The organism is Ruegeria sp. D3, from assembly GCF_056534465.1.
The window spans coordinates 104,335-123,859 of the sequence record NZ_JBQFPK010000006.1; the positions used below are offsets into that span (position 1 = coordinate 104,335).

Genomic DNA, 19,525 nt, shown 5'->3' on the forward strand with positions numbered 1-19,525 from the left:
ATCGATGAAAGACATGCAAACGATATCCGGCGCACCTGATGCGCCGGTTGTCGCGCTGGACGCGGCCCATATGTCATTTGGGCCGGTTCAGGCGCTTCGGGCCGCGTCGATCGAGATTAAAGCCGGGGAATGTGTTGGTCTTGTAGGCCACAACGGCGCAGGGAAATCAACGCTGGCCAATGTGATCAATGGGCGTTTAACCCCAACAGAAGGTGCGGTTCGGTATCGGGTCTCGGACCCCGTCCATAAAAACAGCGAAAACGCGCAAGCGTCCGGAGTGCGCAGCGTGTTTCAGGAACTCTCGCTTTGTCCAAATCTGACGGTTCTGGAAAACCTGCGGATCCCGTATCGCAATATGCCGCGCAAAGGCTGGCGCAAAGTCGCGTCGCAGAAAATGACGGACGCTCTGGACCTTGTCTTTCCCGGCCATGGCATTCGCCCTCGCGCCACAGTTGGCGATCTTAGTATTGCCGAACGCCAAATGGTCGAGATCGCCATCGCTTTCGCCGACCGCGACAGCGAGCCCAGTCTTGTTATTCTGGACGAACCAACCTCGTCGCTGGATGCGGCAATCGCTCAGCAGTTGCTGGACCATATCAAGCGTTACTGTTCCGAGGGCGGAGCGGTTCTGTTCATTTCGCACATGATGGGCGAAATTTTCGACGTCTCGACCCGCATCGTGATCATGAAAGACGGTCAGATCGTGGATGACAAGCCAGCGCAGGCGTTTACCCGTCAATCCATCGTTGACGCAATGGGGCATGTCGCACCGGATGACGACGCGCAGGGCAGCGCGCGATCCGAACGGGAGCTGGGGCCTGTCCTTGTCAGCTCTGCTATAGGGCTGGACGCGCGTCAGGGCGAGATCGTGGGTTTGGCCGGTCTGGCCGGGCATGGGCAGGCCGAAGCGCTGGCTCAGATCTTCTTTGACCATTCCTCCGTCTGGAAATCAGGCAAGCGCCCCGAGGTTGTTTTCGTGGCCGGTGACCGCGCCCGAGACGGTGTGATGCCCCTATGGTCCATTTTGCGGAACCTATCTTTGACGACCTTGCCAGAGTTCAGCAAGCGCTGGATGGTAGACCGACCGGCCGAGTCGGGGCTGGTTCAGAAATGGAAAGACCGGATCGGAATTCGCACAGACAACCTGCTGAACCCGATATTATCTCTGTCCGGCGGCAATCAGCAAAAGGTCCTGTTTGCCCGTGCCCTTGCATCCTCGGCCCCTTTGGTCGTGATGGACGATCCGATGCGCGGCGTGGATATCGGAACGAAAAAAGAAGTCTATCAAATGATTCAGAACGAAGCCGCCAAAGGCCGCAGCTTTCTTTGGTACTCAACCGAGACCGACGAAATCCTGGAATGTGACCGGGTCTTTGTGTTTCGCGCTGGCGAAATCGCTGCAGAACTGGTCGGTGATGAGATCAGCGAAGAAAACATCCTGCATGCCTCATTCGAAATGCAGGAGGCAGTACAATGAGCGGCGATCGTCTACGCCTGGCCCTGCCGGTTTTGTCGCTTGTTTTATTGTTGGGGGCCGTGTTCTATCTGCAGCCCCGCGCGATGAGCTATTTTGGTCTGAACCTGCTGTTCAATCTTGCCATACCAGTGGCTTTGGCCACCATCGCCCAAATGATGATCATCATGGTAAATGACATCGACCTTTCCATCGGGACGTTTGTCAGCTTTTGCGCCTGCGTTACGGCGACATTTGTCCATGACACCCCTGTTATTGGCTACATGATCCTGGCCGCAGCCATCTTGGCTTACGCGCTGCTGGGCGCATTGATCCAATTGCGCGGATTGCCCGCCATCGTTGTTACATTGGGCATGTCCTTTGTCTGGGGAGGCCTAGCGGTCTTGATCCTGCCATCCCCCGGTGGAGCGTCGCCGGAATGGCTGAAAACACTAATGAGCCTGAAGACTCCGCTGGTTCCGATCGCCGTTGTTGCACCACTGGTCATTGCATTGGCCGTGCACTTTTTGATCAAGCGATCTTGGGTCGGAGTGATCCTACAGGGTGTCGGCGGAAATGACCGTGCGATGGAACGTGCAGGATGGTCGTTGGTGCGGTTGCGAGCCTCGGCCTACGGGCTGGCGGGGCTGTTTGGCGTACTTGCAGGGATGTCTCTGGTCGGGCTGACAACCGCCGCGGATGCCAATATCGCGCTGCGTTATACGCTGTTGTCGATAGCTGGCGTGATTCTCGGCGGCGGAGAATTCGTCGGCGGTCGCATTTCTCCTTTCGGGGCCGTGATTGGTGCTTTGACTTTAACGCTGGCCGCCAGTTTCCTGTCGTTTCTGCGCCTGTCACCGGACTGGCAGATTGGCGCGCAGGGCGCGATCCTGATCCTTGTTCTTGCCGTTCGGCTTGTCTTCATCCGCAAAGGGGCCGTTGCATGATCGACAACGCATCAGAACCGATGACGGCTGCAACTTCTGTCCGCGCGTTACTGAGCAAACCCTGGATTTGGGCATTTCTTGCGGCTGCCATTACCTTCGGCGCCACCAGTCTGATCGCCGGGTCCGGGGCTGGATCGCTGTTTTACGCCGCCCTGACCTTTGCGTCTTTTTCTGCCATCGTCGGCATTGGTCAGATGCTGGTTATCACTTTGGGTCCCGGCAACATAGACCTGTCCATTCCGGCTTCGATGACTTTGGCAGCCACGCTTGCCTTGAAATTCATGGACAGTGAAACCGCGATGATCCTGCCCGGCCTGCTGGTCGCAATCGGGGTTGGTATCGGTTGCGGGGTCATTAACTTTGGCCTGATACTGTTGCTGCGTATCCCGCCTATTATCGCCACGCTTTCAGCCTCGTTCCTGTACCAGTCGCTTGCGATCTGGTCGAACCGGGGCCTGCGGATCAAACCGCCCGAACCGTTGGCAGAATTCGCAACCGGTGGCGCACTTGGTATTCCGAACATCGCCGTAGTCGGCATCCTGTTGGCAATCCTCGCGTGGGTCGTGCTAGAGCGCGCAATTGCCGGCCGCTGGATTTCCGCAATCGGTCAAAACCTGCGCGCCGCCCGTCTCAGCGGAGTGCCCGTCCACGCAGTACGTTTTGGCGTCTACGTGAATTCGGCCGTCTGCGCTGCACTTGCGGGGTTTTTACTCGCCAGCTTCTCGGGCGGGGCCAACCTCAACATGGGAACCGAATACATGTTGATGTCGATTGCCGTGGTCGTGATCGGAGGATCATCCATCGGTGGCGGCAATTCAAATGTGCCCGGTATCTGGGGTGCCGCTCTCTTTATGTTTTTGATCGTCTCAATGCTGAACTCGTACGGGCTAGGGGCCGGAATTCGGTTGATCCTGACCGGTGTCGTTATCGTCGGGGTCGTCGCATTGGCCAGTCGCAAAGGATACGATGTATGACCCTTTCGCAGACATATGAAATCATACGCCCGGAATTTCGCGATCTGATCCACACTAATGTAGGGCTTTCCCGAATATCTGCGGGACATATATGGACTGAAGGTCCTGTTTGGTTTCCTGCTCATAATCTGCTGCTGTTTTCAGACATTCCGAACGCGCGGATATGTCAGTGGACACCCGACGGAGGGGTAAGTGTTTACCGGCAGCATTCGGACTATGCCAACGGCAACACCCGTGATCCGATGGGTCGTCTGGTAACCTGCCATCACGGAACCAGATCGGTGATCAGGACCGAGCACGACGGCAGCAGGTCTGTGATTGCAGATCGCCACGCGGGGAAACTCCTGAACTCTCCCAACGACGTGGTCGTGCGACAGGATGGTTCCATTTGGTTCTCGGATCCAACCTATGGCATACTGTCAGACTTGGAAGGGTACAAAGCCGAGCCCGAACAGGACGGCAGTTTCGTGTATCGTGTCGATCCCAATTCGTTTGAAATCAACGCGGTCACGAAAAGCTTTGTCCAACCAAACGGGCTGGCATTTTCAAAGGATGAAACTCGTCTTTTCATCGCGGAGTCCGGCAGCAGCCACGATCCATCTGTACCGTCTGTTCTTCGCGTATTTGATTTGGGTGAAGATGGTAGTCTTGCGAATAGCGCAGAGTTTTGTGAGATTGACAACGGCCTTCCTGATGGGCTGCGTGTAGATCGACACGACAATATCTGGTGCTCGGCAGCGGATGGGGTTCATGTATTTTCTCCTGACGGTGATCTGCTAGGAAAAATCAGAGTGCCCGAAACCGTTGCCAACCTGACTTTTGGTGGAGCGCGGGGAAATGTTCTGTTCATCACCGCATCGACGTCCGTCTACTCGATCTTTGTCAATTCGGCCGGAGCCAGACCCTAGTCTATAGGGCCTATAAAACCGACCAGCTTTTTGGCGAACTTACCTGTTTTGCCCGCAACCTTGATGTTGTTGAGGGCGACGACGGCTTCTGTGTTCTCAAGACCCGTACCGCTCGCGGTACACAACTCGTGCAGCAACTCAAGCAACCCGCCCAAATCTCGTGGCACATCGTCGGGCAGGTCCACCAACATCCAGGACAAGGCCCGTCTGACCGCCTTGCCATGCTGAGCGGACACACCTGCCACCTCGGCCAAACGCTTGGTCCATCGCCGCAGCGGCAATGCTGCGAAAAAGACAAGCTGACGGGCGGCGGTAGCGAATTCGGTCGGACTGAACGTCCTCTGCGCGATGATCGTCGCAAGCGCATCAACCGAGCTTGTTCCGATCCCTTCATCGGCGCTAGCCAAATACCAAGCCAACATTGCGTGAGACATCGGACCGGTGTTTAGTCCAGGTCTGAAGAAAGGGTCCAAAAACATCAGACAGAAATGGTTGGTTAACTTCTGATCGAGTTCCAACTCGAAGATACCAGACAGAAAAAACAGCTCTGATTGCGAGGGTCTAAGTAAACCGACCCACGGGCTTGGGTGAGTGAACCAACTGACACCTGGATCACCAAGATATGTGTGCGCAAGCTTTGCCGGCACAGCAAAACCCAATTCTCGGGGTAAATGCTTCGGTATCTCAGGCGAAATGTCCACTCGCGGCATAGGCCAGAAATATTCGTCGATCCGACGAATTTCGGCGTGGAACGTATAAATTGCTGGTACACCCGCTCCGGGAATGGAGTTTCCGACTAACTTCTGCACTGCGGGATCAGGTCTACATGGCAGCCGTGAAGCCCAGGCAAGCGCCCATAATTGCGGATCTTTCTCGGGAATGTGATCTGCGCCCATTGCGTAGGCCAGGGCTCTTTCTTCCTCGGTTTCGGGCGTGAAATCCAAAAGGGCCGCTTCGCGATCCTCTGGCGCGAGTCGCATTAGCGCCAACTTAAAATCCGCCTGCCCCGGAACCAACTTCTTCTGCCGGTACTCATTCATACGCTGGATCAGCTTTTGCGGAGCCAGGTATCCACGATTGTCGGTCGGAGCAGACAACATGGGTACCGATAGACCGGCCTGCACAAATGCCAGCAGTTCAGCAGAACGCGCAGAGAACATACCAACAAAGCTGTTTGGATCGGTTCCCAAAGGAATATGACCCGAGTATCGGGGCTGCAGGGAAGGTTCTATTTCCGCCACAAAATCGCTATCGCGCGCCCACGCGAGGGCCGTAGCTGCAATAGGAATCTGCAAATGGCTTCTGCTTTCAAGCCCAGCATCAATCCCGCGCGCCCTCAACTGGTTTGCGCGCTTGGCCAACGGATTCAGCAAGGGCTCTGCTGCCGCTCCAAAGCGTGCCATGCCATCCAGAGCACGTTCGGTCAGTACTGCATCATCGCAGTGCTCAAGCAGCGCCAAAAACGTTTCAACAGCTTCTTCCGCCGACGCAACTGGAACGACGTCTTCGAGCACTGGAGTTGGGTAAAGGGTTTCATTGGTTTGGACAGGAGCGTCTTGCAGATGAGCGGCAAGTCGAGTTTGAACAGTAGGGGCTGCCAGCTCCAGGTAATCCCGCATCCGAGCCTGTATTTCGGCATCTTTCACCTGATCCAGTTCTTCGACCAAATCAAGCGCTAGCGCCTGAACCTCTCCGGCCTCAGATATCAGGGCCGAAACGGCGACTTTGGCCACGTCATGCACGCATTGGGGATGCCGTTTGGCACTGCTTTTCAATAGCTTTATCGCCAGTTTTGCCGATGATTTTTGCCGACTTTGAAGCGCCGGTTCGATAGAAGTCACAAGTAAAGTCGGGTCCACCCCCCCATTTGTGTCCATCCGTTTCAGAAACTTCAGGGCGAATGCAACAGTGGGTGGAACAGGGCTGCTCAGCAAGTCGAGGTAACGGTTTGCCCGGTTTGCAATCTCATCTTCCGTGGGGTCCATGGCGACGTGGAACCGGAAATACCACCCAGCCCTGAACTGGCCAAAGTCCCGCTCTAACGCATCCAAGGACGCATCCAGAAGCCTTTGCCTGTCTAAAGTCCCGTCCCGGCTGAGTTCAATGAGTAAGTTGGCCCATGAAACATTTCGCCCACAGTACTTATCGCTTGCGGCTAGGCTGAGGTCGCCGCCACCTTCGACCTTAAAAAAACGCCAGACATCCTCGGCAAGAAATTGTGTGCGGGCCAATTCCGGTATGCCGGCCTGTCCAGCATAATATCCAAGTATGTAAGCATCAGTTTTGGGGATGGTGCAAAGCCCCTTGTTAACAAGGGCGTGGATTGTGGTGATCAATCGAGGGTTATCTTCGACCGCAGCTTCGGCCCACGCGTTCATCCAGCTTGGGTTCAGTACGGCAAAAACCTCCTCCAGCGGGATCGAACTTGGCAGAATGCGCCAATCGCCGCAATTGTATTCGGACGGGCGCGCCGTTGCCAAGACAGCCACGCCTAAAGCCTCCAAATCCTTGGCGAGATCAACTGGAGGTTTGAGACCTTTGAACTGAACGTCCCAGGCTACTTTCTGCTGACGCTTTTGAACTTTCAGCGCAGTTGGAGCAAGTTTACGGCGGTCTTCTTCGGAAAGATCGGCCAGTGCCTTCAGGACACGCTTGGCCGACTTTGTCGTAACCAACCGGATGAAATCCGTTTCGTTCAATGCAAACGCTCCAACTCCATCTCTACTGCAAGAACATGCTTGCAGGGCCCCCGCGTTGTCTGATGTTTGGCATACCACGGGCAAGTACAACTGTATCCGTCTTGAGAGAGACGCACGCGGTGAGTAACGTTTTCGCTGACTACGTCGGCGCCAGTTTGCGACAACGTCACAGCCTTGCTGTCAAAAAGCGCCCGCGCGGACTTGAGACGAGGGTTGAGCGCCTGCAGACGCTCCAGACCAAACGGGAGCTGCCGGTGGAACCAGGCGTTTCGAGAAAGGTCAAAACCTACTTGGCCAATTGCCGCCAGATGTGAGATCGCCTGACGAATGTCTGCGCCTGATACGCCAGGTTCATGCCCCATAAACGCTAGGTCGAGACTATCTTGCCAATTCAAATGGGCGCGAATGATCGGAACGCAACTGTTCGGATGAACCAAATCAGACAGCAACCGCCCATCCCCCGAAAAGCCGCGCCAAGGCTCTGCGTTCAATACCAACGTGAATCTCTGAGAGCCGAATTCCAACTCCCAGGCAGAGCTTCCAAGTGCCGGGTTTCCATAAACATTCAAATATCGCGCTTTACTCGCCAGAGTCTCCAAAACACGTAAACGATGCGCCCCACGCAAAGGTACATTATCAGCGCTTTTACGCGTCATCGTTCGCACACGGTTTCCCGCGGCAGAAACCCAGAGCAAATGATCGGCTTTTGAACGCGGCAACGTACGCAAAAACCTTTGTGCCGGCACGGACGGAAGGGAAAAAACCTTCTCCATGCTTGCAAGATGCCCTTGAACCTCGGCGAACCCTTTCAGCCAGCGCAACGGCAGCGGAACTTTGCGTTCTGTTACGCAGCCTTTTTCATGCGCAATATCTACAAAGGATGAACCGATTCCGATTGTTAGTTCGCTGCTCGGTTTAACCTGCGCCAACAGAGCACGCAATTCAGGCCCAAAATCCACATTCGTAGTGCCAGTTCTCCGCTTTTCCACGTCAAGCGACTCATGCTCGAGGTCCAGTCGCGCATACACACTGCAACAGGCGGAAAACCCTTCAAACCGGACACATTCTCGCCCGACGGTCGCAACCGGGTCAGCTTCACGCAGGATTCGCGCCAGCATGGCCGGCGGAACATAGAATCGTGAACCAACAATTTCAGATATCGCGCGCAGAGCTTTTGCGGTTAGCTCCGGCTGAATGGCTTTCGCTTTCAGATAAGTTTGCGCGCTTTCTGGTTGGCCTTTGTCCGAAGCCAATCGCAGAAACTTGGCTTGTCCGGAACCCGCCAAGGACGAGCGGCCATCATAGCTATAGATATAATCGATTCCGCTCATTCCAGAGCCCTAAAAACCTGTCAAAGGATGTAAATACTCTGAGCAATGGTAGCTAGTTGAATGAAATCTTTGCAACCATCGCAACTCGGGATTTGGTCTTTTCTTTCAAATAACCCGAGCTCGATATATATACTTTTCTAATAAATGCGGATGTAAATTCAGGTTTTCTCAATGCTTAAATCCGAGCTCAGATCTTTCCATGCGGTTGCGACATTCCGAGGGTTCTCGGCTGCCGCGAGGGAGCTCAACATCACGCAACCTACACTCTCGACACAGGTAAAAGACCTCGAAAGCCGCTATAATATTCAACTTTTCAACCGCGTTGGGCGTGAAGTACATCTGACCAACGCAGGCGAAGAATTGTTAGCCATTACATCGCGATTGCACCAGGCCGAGATTGACGCCGAAACGCTGCTGGAGTCGTTTCGGGGATTTCACGCCGGTCGCCTCAGTATTGCCGCGGTCGGTCCTTTTCATGCAACGGATATGATCGTTGCCTTCAAATCCAAATACCCGGCGATCGACATTGAGGTTTGGTTTGGCAATTCGCAAAGGTGTTTTGATCGGATTCTGTCCTACGACGCTGATGTCGCCATCCTGGCTGAAGTTCAATCTGACCCCCGAGTGACAACTCAGCTCTATAGCACAAACCAGGTAGTGGCGTTCGTAAATTCCGACCACCCTTTTTACCACAAGGAAAGTATCTCAATTGCCGACCTTCACCGACAACGAGTAGTCCGACGCGAGGTCGGTTCCACCACGCGGCTGGCCATCGAAACCGAAACGGAAAAACGAGGAGTCGTTCTGGATCCAATTCTGGAGTTGGGAAGCAGGGAAGCTATTTGGAAAGCTGTAGAACAGGGTATCGGAATCGGCTTCGTCGCCGATTTCGAATTCGTTTCTCACCCCAATCTGCGCGCAATTCCGCTTAGAGATGTAAAGGTTGAGACCCGCTATTATCTGGCACATTTGAAAGAGCGCGGAGACTCTCGACTTGTCCAATCCTTCTTTAAAACAGCATTAGAAGCCAAGTGACGCTGGCTGCTTCCAAACCATTTCGGCTGGCTCATTTGTTGCGAACACCACGCTGTTTTCTGGCTTCAGCCTAGACTGGCATTTTCTCTTTCTGACCATCAGTCTAAGATGTGTCAAAGCTCTCAGGACCCAGGGTTCCGTTCGTGAAAAATGACTTAGTACCACCACCTGCCCCTCGCGAGGAGCTAAGAGCCGCGCGCAATCAGGGTGCAAAATTTTTGGCGCTTGCTTTCCTGTTCAGTGTGTTTGTTAACCTTTTGATGCTCACTGGCCCTCTTTTTATGTTGCAGGTCTACGACCGGGTGCTTGGTTCACGCGCGGTGGAAACCCTGGCAGCGCTTTTTTTGTTGGTCGCTCTGCTATATGCCCTGATGGCCATGTTAGACTATGCCCGCGGTCGGATTGTTGCGCGGTTTGGTGCACGGTTCCAATCCCAGTTGGATGAACGGGTGTTTGACGCCACTATGCGCAGATCTCTGCATCCACAAATCCGTGCAGCTCCGGCAACGGCCCTGCGGGATCTGGAATCCATTCAAAACCTATGCTCATCGCCGGTATTGCTTGCTGTGATGGATATCCCGTGGACACCAGTCTTTCTGGCGGCCATTTTCCTTTTTCATCCGCTGCTAGGGTGGTTGGCCATCGCAGGCGGTGCGGTTCTGGTCGTCATCGCTCTGATGAACCAACAACTGACGCATCGCAAAATCGCCGCCGCACAATCTGCTTCGGCCAAGGCCAACTCATTTTCGGAACATGCCCGCCAAGCCGCTGAGATTGTGCGCGCTCAGGGTATGCAAACAGACATCACCAACCGCTGGCAACGACAGCGGACGGACGCATTGCGGCAAACGATTTCCGCCAGTGATTGGACTGGCAGCTTTTCATCTCTGACAAAGTCCCTCCGTCTGTTTTTACAATCTGCCATGTTGGCCCTTGGCGCGTTGCTGGTGTTGCGCAACGAATTGACGCCAGGTGCTATGATCGCCGCGTCGATCCTACTGGGCCGAGCTTTGGCCCCGGTTGAACAGGCTATAGGACAGTGGTCGATGGTTCAGCGCGCCAGAACTGCATGGGGCTCATTGAACGAGTTCCTGCAATCTACGCCGCCCGACGCTCTGCGCACAAAACTGCCCACGCCCGAGGCCAATTTAACGGCCAAGACGGTCACGCTAATTCCGCCTGGCGCGGAAAGTCCGACATTGCGCAATGTGTCCTTGTCTTTGGAGCCGGGAAAAGCGCTCGGCGTGATCGGGAAAAGCGGGTCAGGAAAGTCAACACTGGCCAAGGCGCTTTTGGGCCTTTGGCGTCCCGTAAATGGAGAGGTCCGCTTGGGCGGGGCAACCTTGGATCAATACGATTCCGGCGAGTTGGGACAGCACATTGGATACCTGCCGCAGGATGTGACGCTGTTCAACGGAACCGTCTCGGAAAACATCGCGCGCATGTCCGAGAACCCGGATGCTCAGGCCGTGGTAGACGCCGCCAAAAAGGCAAATGCTCATGATCTAATTTTAACGTTGCCCAAAGGCTATGACACGTTTCTTGATGGCAATGATAGCCAGCTATCAGGCGGCCAGAAGCAGCGTATAGCTCTAGCACGCGCGCTCTATGGAAATCCGGTTCTGCTTATATTGGATGAGCCGAACTCGGCCTTGGATGCCGATGGAACCGAGGCACTGAACGCGGCAATTCGCGGCCTCAAGTCCGAAGGAAAATCCGCCATCGTAATGACCCACCGCCCGCAAGCAATTTCAGAATGCGACGACTTGGTCGTTATTGAAAAAGGGCAGGTCGTGAAGTCCGGAAATCGGGACGAGGTTTTAGGAGCTATGGTACAAAATGCCAACGTGATCAAACGCGACCTAAGCAAAACGACTGTCAAGGTAACCCGAGAAAAGGCGAACGACTGATGCCAGACCAGGACGCTAATAATATACGGCCTGTCTGGCGCATAACTTTCCCTGCTATCGTCGGGTTTGTTGCCTTGGCGATCCTAGTTGGAGGGTTAGGTATATGGTCGGTTCGTACACGGCTTGCCGGTGCCATCGTGTCCCAGGGTACCATCGAAGTAGAAAGCAATCGTCAGGTCGTTGAACATCCTGACGGCGGCGTCGTCGGAGAGCTTTTTGCCCGCGACGGAGATGCGGTGGATAGCGGCGACTTGCTGGTGCGGCTTGATGATACTTTCCTCGCCTCTGAAAAAACCATTGTCGAAGCGCAGCTGTTCGAGCTTCTGGCGCGCAGAGCCCGTTTGGAAGCCGAACGCGACGGTGTTTCTATCGACAACCTTGCGGCGCAGTTGCAAGAGCTTCAAATGCAAGAAGGTTTGGCCGATGACCTTGTCTACGGACAACAGCGTCTGTTCGAAGCGCGCCTAGAAACGTTGATTCAACAGACCGGACAATTGCGCAACCAGCTTGTTCAGATTGAAAGTGAGATCAAAGGCAACGATTCTCAACTGGCTTCCCTGCGCCGTCAGATGGAGCTGATTAACGAAGAACTGGAAGACCAGCAAAGCCTGTTTAAACGTGGTTTAACCCCTGCAAGCCGCGTTCTAGCCCTGCAGCGTGAACAGGCTAGCCTGACCGGGGAAATCGGACGTCTTGAGGCATCCATCGCGCGACTTCGGGGGCAGATCGCTTCGACGGAAATCGAAATCGTCGAGTTGACCGCGACACGGCGCGAGGAAGCCATCGCAACCCTGAGGGACATTCAGGCCCAGATCGCAGAACTTGCGGAAAGGAGATTGTCGTTGACCGTTCGCTTGTCGCGCCTGGATATTCGGTCTCCGGTCACCGGCACCGTTTATGGCAGCGAGGTATTTGCCTTGCAATCGGTGATCCAGGCAGGTGAGCCTATGATGTATATTGTGCCGCAAGACACACCGTTACTGGTTGCAGCACGAGTGGATGCGATCCATGTGGATCAGCTGCATGTCGGGCAACCCGTTCTGCTGCGCTTCACAGCCTTTAACCAACGTGAAACGCCGGAAATTGCGGGCAAGGTGATCAATGTGTCAGCAGACACCTTCACTGACGAGGCAACAGGTCAAACCTTTTACCGCGCTGAGGTAACACCCGATGACGGCCAGGTCGAACGTCTGAATGGCCAGGAACTGCTACCGGGTATGCCTGTTGAGACTATGATCAAGACGGACGAAAGAACGCCCCTTTCCTTCCTCGTCAAACCGCTATCAGACTATTTCAATCGAGCATTTCGAGAATGACCTGGGAACGGGCTTAAACTGACTCGAGGTTACCTAGCAGAATTGAAGTCATGTCAGCAGCCAGGACATTGTCGACCACAACGATATCTGTGCCCGTCTCGTAACTGACATTGGTTCTGGTGACAACTGAAAGGTCGGCATCGGCGTCGATAAAAACCCATTCCGCCTGGTGTGAAGAAGATTGCCCAACTGCCACTTGCAAAACCGCAAGCGCATCCAACGCGTTCACTGCACCGTCCCTGTTGATATCTGCCGCAATCAGATTTTCCGCGGTAGCCGGTCCCCATGTTGGGTCAAGCCCAACCGCAATACGAAGAACCTGAAGAGCATCAAGGGCTGTAATGTCTCCTGACGCCGTTGAATACCCTTTCACGATATCCAACTCACCCGTGAAGGTTCCTGATGGCAGGCCCAAGTCGAACACCCCATCGTCGTCAGCCCGCACGTTCACGGTCCCGCCTCCATCTATCGAAAAGCGGATCTCAGCGTCGCTTAACCCCGCATTTGTAGATGTGGAATCAATCGTAATGTCGCCCTGAATGCCGTCCGAGCTGCCGGGATCAAGCCCACCGAAGTCGCCAAAATCGACGGGAATGTGGTCCGGCCCTCCAAATCCCGCCCCGAACACCTGTACAAGCGACAACGGGCTACCCGTGTTCGAATTTACCTCGATCGTTTCATTCAGGTACTCGATTAACGCACCTGTTGCCGTGGACGTAAAGGTCAATTGTTCGGGCGTTCTGAGTAGAGGGTAGTCAAACACGTCCAACCGATCGACTCCGACCTGAAAATCGGTGATCGTCATGGGGTCACTTCCGTATTGGGCAACGAAAATGTCCGCACCAGCCCCGCCCGTCATTGTTGTCGCTCCGGTGCCCGCAATCAGGATATCGTCCCCTGCTCCACCGTTCAAAGTTGTTTCCAGAATGCTGCCGCTGAGGATGTCGTTCTGACTTGTTCCGTTCACAGTACCGAACCCGTCCCGTACGACGCCCAAATTGGACACATCGACGGACAGCTGAGTCAGACCCGCATCCTGCTGCGAGGCTACAAGTATCTGCAACTCATCACCCACATGTGCAACGCTGAAGGCTTCTACGTTTTGCAGACCGCTTTGAAGCGTATCTTCGAAACTGTCTTGGTGAACCAGTTGCCCGTCGGGCGTCATGGTGAACAGTGTAATCCCGCCATCCCCTCCGCCCGCGACAACGAAAACATGGCCGTTCACCTCGACAACCTCGAGATCCTGAACATTGCCAAACCGCGTGTGCAAAGAATCCAGCACATGATCTGTGGGGGTCAAACTGCCGTCACTGCCAAGCATCATGACACTCAACGAGTTGCTCTGGGCACCGGCAACCACAACCCAGGACTGACCATAAGCTTGAACGACTTCTACTGCGGTCGGTGTCGCAATCCCCAAGGTGCTAAGCGTTTCGGTATTATCCACTTCACGTATTGCGCCTGTTCCGTGATCGATACTGAAGGTTCCGACTGTCCCGGAAGTGGCATCGCTTGTCACCAGAATCGAACTGGACCCGATCTGTATCACTTGCATCGAATCAGCTTGGCCCGTGCTTGACCCCGCAAGACGTACAGTCCCATCGCCGTTAAGGTTATAAGTCGCTATCTTCCCGGTGGCTTCGTGAGCTACAGCCAAAATTCCACCAGATAGCTGGGCCACGGCAGAGACATCCCCGCCTCCCACAAGTGTTCCTGTTTCTTGTAGCGCCCCGATTATGCCGTCTGGATTCAGTTCATACCCAACCAAACCGCTGGCCGATCGCACGTCCAGCACCAGTTGGTCTCCATCCGCAAAGAAAACGGGAGTTCCCATACGTCCAACCTGAAACGCGATCGAACCCGCAAAATACTCGGTGTCTTGCACTTGCGGGATCGCACCGTCGATCAGTTTCCAAACAACCACGCCGCCGCCTGGGCCCGTCACGCTGTACAGATACGTATCTCCGTTAAACGTTTTTAAAGCCGTATCGCCGATACCTGAATCGAGCGCTGCACTTCCCGTTGCAACCACTCCTTCGAACTGAAGCATCATAACCATCTCCCCACGCCACATCTGGCCTCGTGAACAGGATGACCTGATGCCCAGTCCGAAACAAAAGCGCGATTGTGGTGAAAACGAGGAGTTCAGTTTCAGATTAACACAAATTTTTCAGGTCCGACCGCATGAGTCACAGATGGGAAAGACAGATGAACAGCAACTTGCCCCATCGGGCGGACGCGGACACCACATATGAGGGTAAGATGACCAAAGAACCTGAATCCAGAACCCGTACGCACGAATTGCTGGCGGACGCAGCTGACAAATCCAAACTACAAAAGCGGATCGACGGAAAGATGCGCCGTTGGGCCGGAACAGGGCTAGCCAGTGGTCTTGGTTCGACTCTGTTGGCATTGCCCGCACTTGCTCAGGCCACCGTCGAGGAACTCTACGCCTTCCAATTCGCGGAAACCATTCCAGGTGTTCGATCGGTCAAGCTTTTAGAAGACGGAGATGTTGTTCTGAAATTGGCCAATGGTCAAACGATAGTCGTTGCCGCTGAAAAAGTTCAAATTCTTGAAAGCGGCGCCATTATGATAGCCGAGGATGCGGTGGCCGAAATTGCACAATTCAGCCTAGCGGCCGAAGCCGGCGGCGCGGCTAGTGCCGGTGGCATCAGTGGCGTAGGAGCCGCACTTGGCGGGCTTGGGCTGGCAGGGGCCGCAGCAGCCGGCGCAGGAGGAGGAGGCGGTGGCGACTCTGCTCCTCCCCCAGCTCCGACCTACCCTCACCTGAACCTTTCTGGTGTACAATCCACTGCATTGAGCAGTGCCGCATTGAACATAAATGCGGCTGAAGGCGCGGAGTCAGTCCAAGTTGCTGTTGGAAGTTTTGTCGCGCCGGCCACCTTGAACAGTGATGGAACCTGGAGCCTGTCTTTATCGCCTGCACAGGCAGCCAACCTACCTCAAGGCGTGACAAATGTTGTCGTCCGCAGCCTCGACGTTGATGGGAACGAAATCTCGACCGAGACGGTCATTTTTGACATCGATACATTGCCACCAAACGTCGCAATTTCAGGACTCTCAGCTGGGAACGTGATGAACGCAGCCGAGCAGGCAACTGACCTGATAGTCTCTGGCACGACAGATGCTGAAGATGGACAAACAATTACGGTTACCGTCGGAGGTCAAACCTATACCGGATCAATCTCAGGAGGACAGTGGGCCGTCACGGTTCCCAGCTCGGATCTGACTGCATTATCCGATGGTTCCACCATTACTGTTACCGCGGACGTCCAAGACGAGGCCGGAAATCCGGCCGTTCAGGCCACAACCAGCATCGAAACCGATTTCACCGCACCGGCTGTCACTTTAGATCAGGTTGCAGGTGGGTCGATTGACCTTGTTGATGTAGGCAGCGACTTGTCACTGACCGGCACGACCACGGCCGCCGACGGGGAAGCAATTACGGTAAACTTCAACGGTCAAACATATTCGACAACGGCCTCGAGCGGCAGCTGGAGCGTTTCGGTTCCGGTCGCCGATCTTTCGGGTTTGACGACAGGAACGTTGGTATCTGTAAACGCGGTTGCCTCTGATGCCGCCGGTAACGTTTCACCTCCGGCCTTCAGTTCTGTACCAGTGGACTTGACTGGCCCCACTATCGCTATCTCACCACTGCCCGTTGGAAGTGTCATCAATGCCGCTGAAGTTGGGGCAGATCTGACGATCACTGGAACAAGCGGAAGTGTACAGGATGGACAGCAGGTTACAGTAACAGTGAACGGGCAGGCATATACCGGCAACATCACGAGTGGCAGCTGGAGTGTAACCGTCCCCACAGCTGATCTGGTCGCCCTCAGCGACGGTGGCTCATTCACGATTACGGCAGACGTGATGGACACAGATGGTCTTAATGCCCCTCAGGCCAGCGCGACTTTAGACAAAGACGTGACCCCCCCGACCCTGAGCATCGACAGCTTTTCTAGTGGAACCGTTTTAAACGCATCCGAGCGGGGAACTGATTTGACGGTTACTGGATCGTCGACAGCGGAAGACGGCCAAGCTGTCACTGTTGAAATCAATGGGCAGACATACATTGGAACCGTGTCCGGTGGCACCTGGAACGCCACCATCCCTGCGGCACATCTGTCGGCGTTGACTGATGGCGCTACGATTTCTGTCGCTGCCAATGTTTCGGATGCAGCGGGCAATCCTGCATCCGAGGCCAGCAGCAGTTTTAACACGGACTTTACGGCTCCGACGATCAATATCACCGGGCTATCCGATGGCGCTGTCCTAAACGTATCTGAGCAAACCACCGACATGACAGTTTCTGGGACATCGGATGCTGCAGACGGCACGGTTGTCACTGTTAAAATTGTTCTCCCAGACGGAACCGTGGATGTTTCCGGGACGACAACGGTCTCAGGTGGCACATGGAGCTATACTGCCTCTTCAACGGCGTTGGGTACATTGCAAGATGGGGTCACGTACAATGTCACATCTACGATTGCGGACGCAGCCGGAAATGTTTCCAGCGACACCGGGACTTTGCAAACCGATTTTAGCGCGCCTTCCATCACGTTGGATGCACTGCCGATTGGGCCAATCCTGGATATCAATGAAGCAGGCAGCGATCTTGTGGTGTCGGGGTCGACCAGTGCAGAAGACGGACAGATTGTATCAGTCACATTGAACAATCAAACTTACGCAGCTGTTGTCACCGGAGGGACTTGGTCCACAACAATCCCAACGCTCGACCTTTCATCCTTGTCGGACAGCACCGGATTCACCTTGTCAGCGACGGTCAGCGACACAGCAGGCAACTCGGCGACGCCGGCTACGACAAACCTTACAACTGATTTGCGCCCGATTTTGACTATAAACCAGACTGGACCAAATGGTGCGGTTGATCTCGGCAACGCCCAGAGCTCGGGCGTTACAGTTTCCGGAACATCAGTTGGTTTGAGTTCAGGACAAAGTGTTAACATTACGCTGAATGGGTCTCCGGTCGGGTCTGCGACTGTGGCCGCCGATGGCAGTTGGTCTTTGCCGGTCAGCGCGACAGCTTTCACCGGCATTGATGCAGGGGACAATTTGAACTTTCAGGCTTCGGCAACGGTAAGCGGAGGTTCTGATCCTCTCCCGGTTTCGGACCAGAACAATGCTCACGAACCTGGAGCGTATACGATTGTCCAAACAAACAGCAACGGCTCAACTCTGACTTTCGAGATTTACGCAGACCCCGGCCGAGATATATCGAGTGGCTTGGCAATCACTGCAGAACTAGGGTTTGACCCATCGGTCGTAGCGTTCGATTCCGGATCGGATGTTGAAAACGGAGCTTTTGACCTGTTTCTCACCAATCCGGTTGGAGCATCGGCGGTAAGTTTCGGCGGAGCAGCCACTGTGTTCACGGATCTTTCCCAACCTCTAGTAACTTTCACCATGACGGTACAAGACGCCAGCCAGCCTGTAGTGTTGTCCGTGACAACACCTGACGGTGGTCCAACAGTTTATCACTTAGGTACGGACGTTGACGAAACCCTAACGGCAACCGATGTCGACAACGTTTTGCGTGGTCAGGGAGGCGACGATTCGATCGACTTGACCAGTATGGGACGAGACCTTGTAGTGTTTGAAGCCGACCCAGCGGAAAACGGGGTGGACACGACTACAGGTTTCACTTTGGGTCCCGTTGCCGACGTCACCGACGCATTGATGTTCAGTGGTCTCAACGTAAGTTCCTTGCGCGGCAATGGAACCGGAGTTGAGACTCTCGGCGCAGGGGACGCTTTAGGCACGAATACCGGCGTTGTGGGCTTCACGACTGTCTTGTCAGATCTGACATCTGGCACCATCGAAACGGCAGTTGAAAGCCTGACTGGCGTACAGAATGGGGACGAGATCTTCGTACTCGCCACCGACGGCACGGACAGCGTACTGGTCAAGGTTGATTATTCGGCTCCGGGATCGGCAACGGTCGATACTGTCGCTCAGTTCACGGGATTGAATGATCTAAGCGGACTGAGCGCGGACAACATCCTACATACCGACCCGACCGGCGCGTCGGTTTAAATTCCTGCCACGCTGCCGGCAATTATTGCTGGCAGCGACTCCAGAACGGAAGTCCGCACATGTCAAAAACTTACTTGGCACCAGTGACCTACTGTCGCCACAAAGACAAAGGTTGGTCTCGGTTCGAGAGCTACCACTTCGCAGAAAACCTTAGGCACTGCCCTATTGTTCTTCAGGAAATTTTTCAGGCAGCGTCAGCATATCCAATTGTTTTCAGACAAATTGGTCAACACATCATGCCGGTCGCTCTGCTTTCAATGAGCGAAACACAGACTTCACCTTTTATTGCGCCGGATGGTCGCTGGCTTGCAAGCTATGTGCCAGCTGCATTGCGCTGCCCCCCTTTTGAGGTGGAAGTAACAGACCCGAAAACCGAAGACTACAGACTAATGGTCAACGAGCGTTCCGAGTTGATTGGACTAAAATCCGACGGGGAACCTTTTTTCGATGACAAAGGTGAACTGTCGCAAGAATTACGCCGCGTTCTAGTCTTTCTAAAAGCCTGCGCGATCGAGACCAACAAAACACGCAAGCTATGCCAGATGATCTCTGATCTCGGTTTTCTTAAGCCCATGGAAACTTTCGAAAACGTTTCACTACCTAAGGGTTGCTTTGGTGCATCGCTTCCAAAAGTACGAGAAATGCCATCAGACACCTTAGCGTTTTTATACGAAAGCGGTGCTCTGCTTTTGATCCATGCACATAAGGTTTCTATGGCTCACTGCACCTGGATTTCGCGCGCTCAAGAAAAATTGACTTATGATCGCTTCGCAAAACCATTCACAGAAAATTCAGAAGTCTCTGATTTCATTCAAGCATTAGCGTGCGCCCAGTCGGATGAAATGATAGAATCCGGTGAAATGTGAAA

General features: G+C 54.4%; 12 protein-coding genes. 9 read left to right on the plus strand and 3 right to left on the minus strand.

The features are described from left to right. Nucleotides 1-13: 13 nt before the first annotated feature. The 4 genes from ACR0DX_RS10650 to ACR0DX_RS10665 are packed head-to-tail and all read left to right on the plus strand — an operon-like array spanning nucleotide 14 to nucleotide 4,282. A complete protein-coding gene (locus tag ACR0DX_RS10650; protein ID WP_170355285.1) occupies nucleotides 14-1,477 on the plus strand; it encodes a sugar ABC transporter ATP-binding protein in 1,464 nt (487 codons plus the stop codon). Continuing rightward, entirely contained in the window at nucleotides 1,474-2,400 is a 927-nt protein-coding gene (locus ACR0DX_RS10655) for an ABC transporter permease (protein ID WP_170355162.1), read from the plus strand. The genes ACR0DX_RS10650 and ACR0DX_RS10655 overlap by 4 nt, the downstream gene beginning before the upstream one ends. Continuing rightward, nucleotides 2,397-3,374, plus strand: a complete 978-nt coding sequence (locus tag ACR0DX_RS10660) for an ABC transporter permease (RefSeq protein ID WP_480846072.1) — start codon at nucleotides 2,397-2,399, stop codon at nucleotides 3,372-3,374. The genes ACR0DX_RS10655 and ACR0DX_RS10660 overlap by 4 nt, the downstream gene beginning before the upstream one ends. Continuing rightward, entirely contained in the window at nucleotides 3,371-4,282 is a 912-nt protein-coding gene (locus ACR0DX_RS10665; RefSeq protein WP_170355163.1) for an SMP-30/gluconolactonase/LRE family protein, read from the plus strand. Before ACR0DX_RS10660 ends, ACR0DX_RS10665 begins: the two co-directional genes overlap by 4 nt. On the opposite strand, the gene ACR0DX_RS10670 is transcribed toward ACR0DX_RS10665, so the two are convergent. Both ACR0DX_RS10670 and ACR0DX_RS10675 read right to left on the minus strand, forming a co-directional pair. Continuing rightward, nucleotides 4,279-6,981, minus strand: a complete 2,703-nt coding sequence (locus tag ACR0DX_RS10670; RefSeq protein ID WP_170355164.1) for a DUF6493 family protein — start codon at nucleotides 6,979-6,981, stop codon at nucleotides 4,279-4,281. The genes ACR0DX_RS10665 and ACR0DX_RS10670 overlap by 4 nt on opposite strands. Next, complete coding sequence (locus tag ACR0DX_RS10675; protein WP_170724608.1) at nucleotides 6,978-8,312, minus strand: SWIM zinc finger family protein; 1,335 nt, start codon at nucleotides 8,310-8,312, stop codon at nucleotides 6,978-6,980. Before ACR0DX_RS10675 ends, ACR0DX_RS10670 begins: the two co-directional genes overlap by 4 nt. 171 nt (nucleotides 8,313-8,483) lie before the next feature. Between ACR0DX_RS10675 and ACR0DX_RS10680 the strand changes: the two genes are divergently transcribed. The 3 genes from ACR0DX_RS10680 (at nucleotide 8,484) to ACR0DX_RS10690 (ending at nucleotide 12,573) form a co-directional block, all read left to right on the plus strand. Then, nucleotides 8,484-9,347, plus strand: a complete 864-nt coding sequence (locus ACR0DX_RS10680; RefSeq protein ID WP_480846075.1) for a LysR substrate-binding domain-containing protein — start codon at nucleotides 8,484-8,486, stop codon at nucleotides 9,345-9,347. Between the two features lie 143 nt (nucleotides 9,348-9,490). Beyond that, complete coding sequence (locus tag ACR0DX_RS10685) at nucleotides 9,491-11,257, plus strand: type I secretion system permease/ATPase (RefSeq protein WP_480846077.1); 1,767 nt, start codon at nucleotides 9,491-9,493, stop codon at nucleotides 11,255-11,257. Next, nucleotides 11,257-12,573, plus strand: a complete 1,317-nt coding sequence (locus tag ACR0DX_RS10690) for an HlyD family type I secretion periplasmic adaptor subunit (protein WP_170355168.1) — start codon at nucleotides 11,257-11,259, stop codon at nucleotides 12,571-12,573. Before ACR0DX_RS10685 ends, ACR0DX_RS10690 begins: the two co-directional genes overlap by 1 nt. A gap of 13 nt (nucleotides 12,574-12,586) precedes the next feature. Here the strand turns inward: ACR0DX_RS10690 and ACR0DX_RS10695 are convergent, their stop codons facing one another. After that, entirely contained in the window at nucleotides 12,587-14,629 is a 2,043-nt protein-coding gene (locus tag ACR0DX_RS10695; protein WP_480846080.1) for a dockerin type I domain-containing protein, read from the minus strand. Between the two features lie 209 nt (nucleotides 14,630-14,838). Between ACR0DX_RS10695 and ACR0DX_RS10700 the strand changes: the two genes are divergently transcribed. Further along, a complete protein-coding gene (locus ACR0DX_RS10700) occupies nucleotides 14,839-18,657 on the plus strand; it encodes a beta strand repeat-containing protein (RefSeq protein ID WP_480846082.1) in 3,819 nt (1,272 codons plus the stop codon). Between the two features lie 59 nt (nucleotides 18,658-18,716). Continuing rightward, the gene (locus ACR0DX_RS10705) at nucleotides 18,717-19,523 is read left to right on the plus strand and encodes a SapC family protein (RefSeq protein WP_170527629.1); all 807 of its coding nucleotides are present in this window, start codon (nucleotides 18,717-18,719) and stop codon (nucleotides 19,521-19,523) included. The last annotated feature ends 2 nt before the right edge of the window (nucleotides 19,524-19,525 follow it).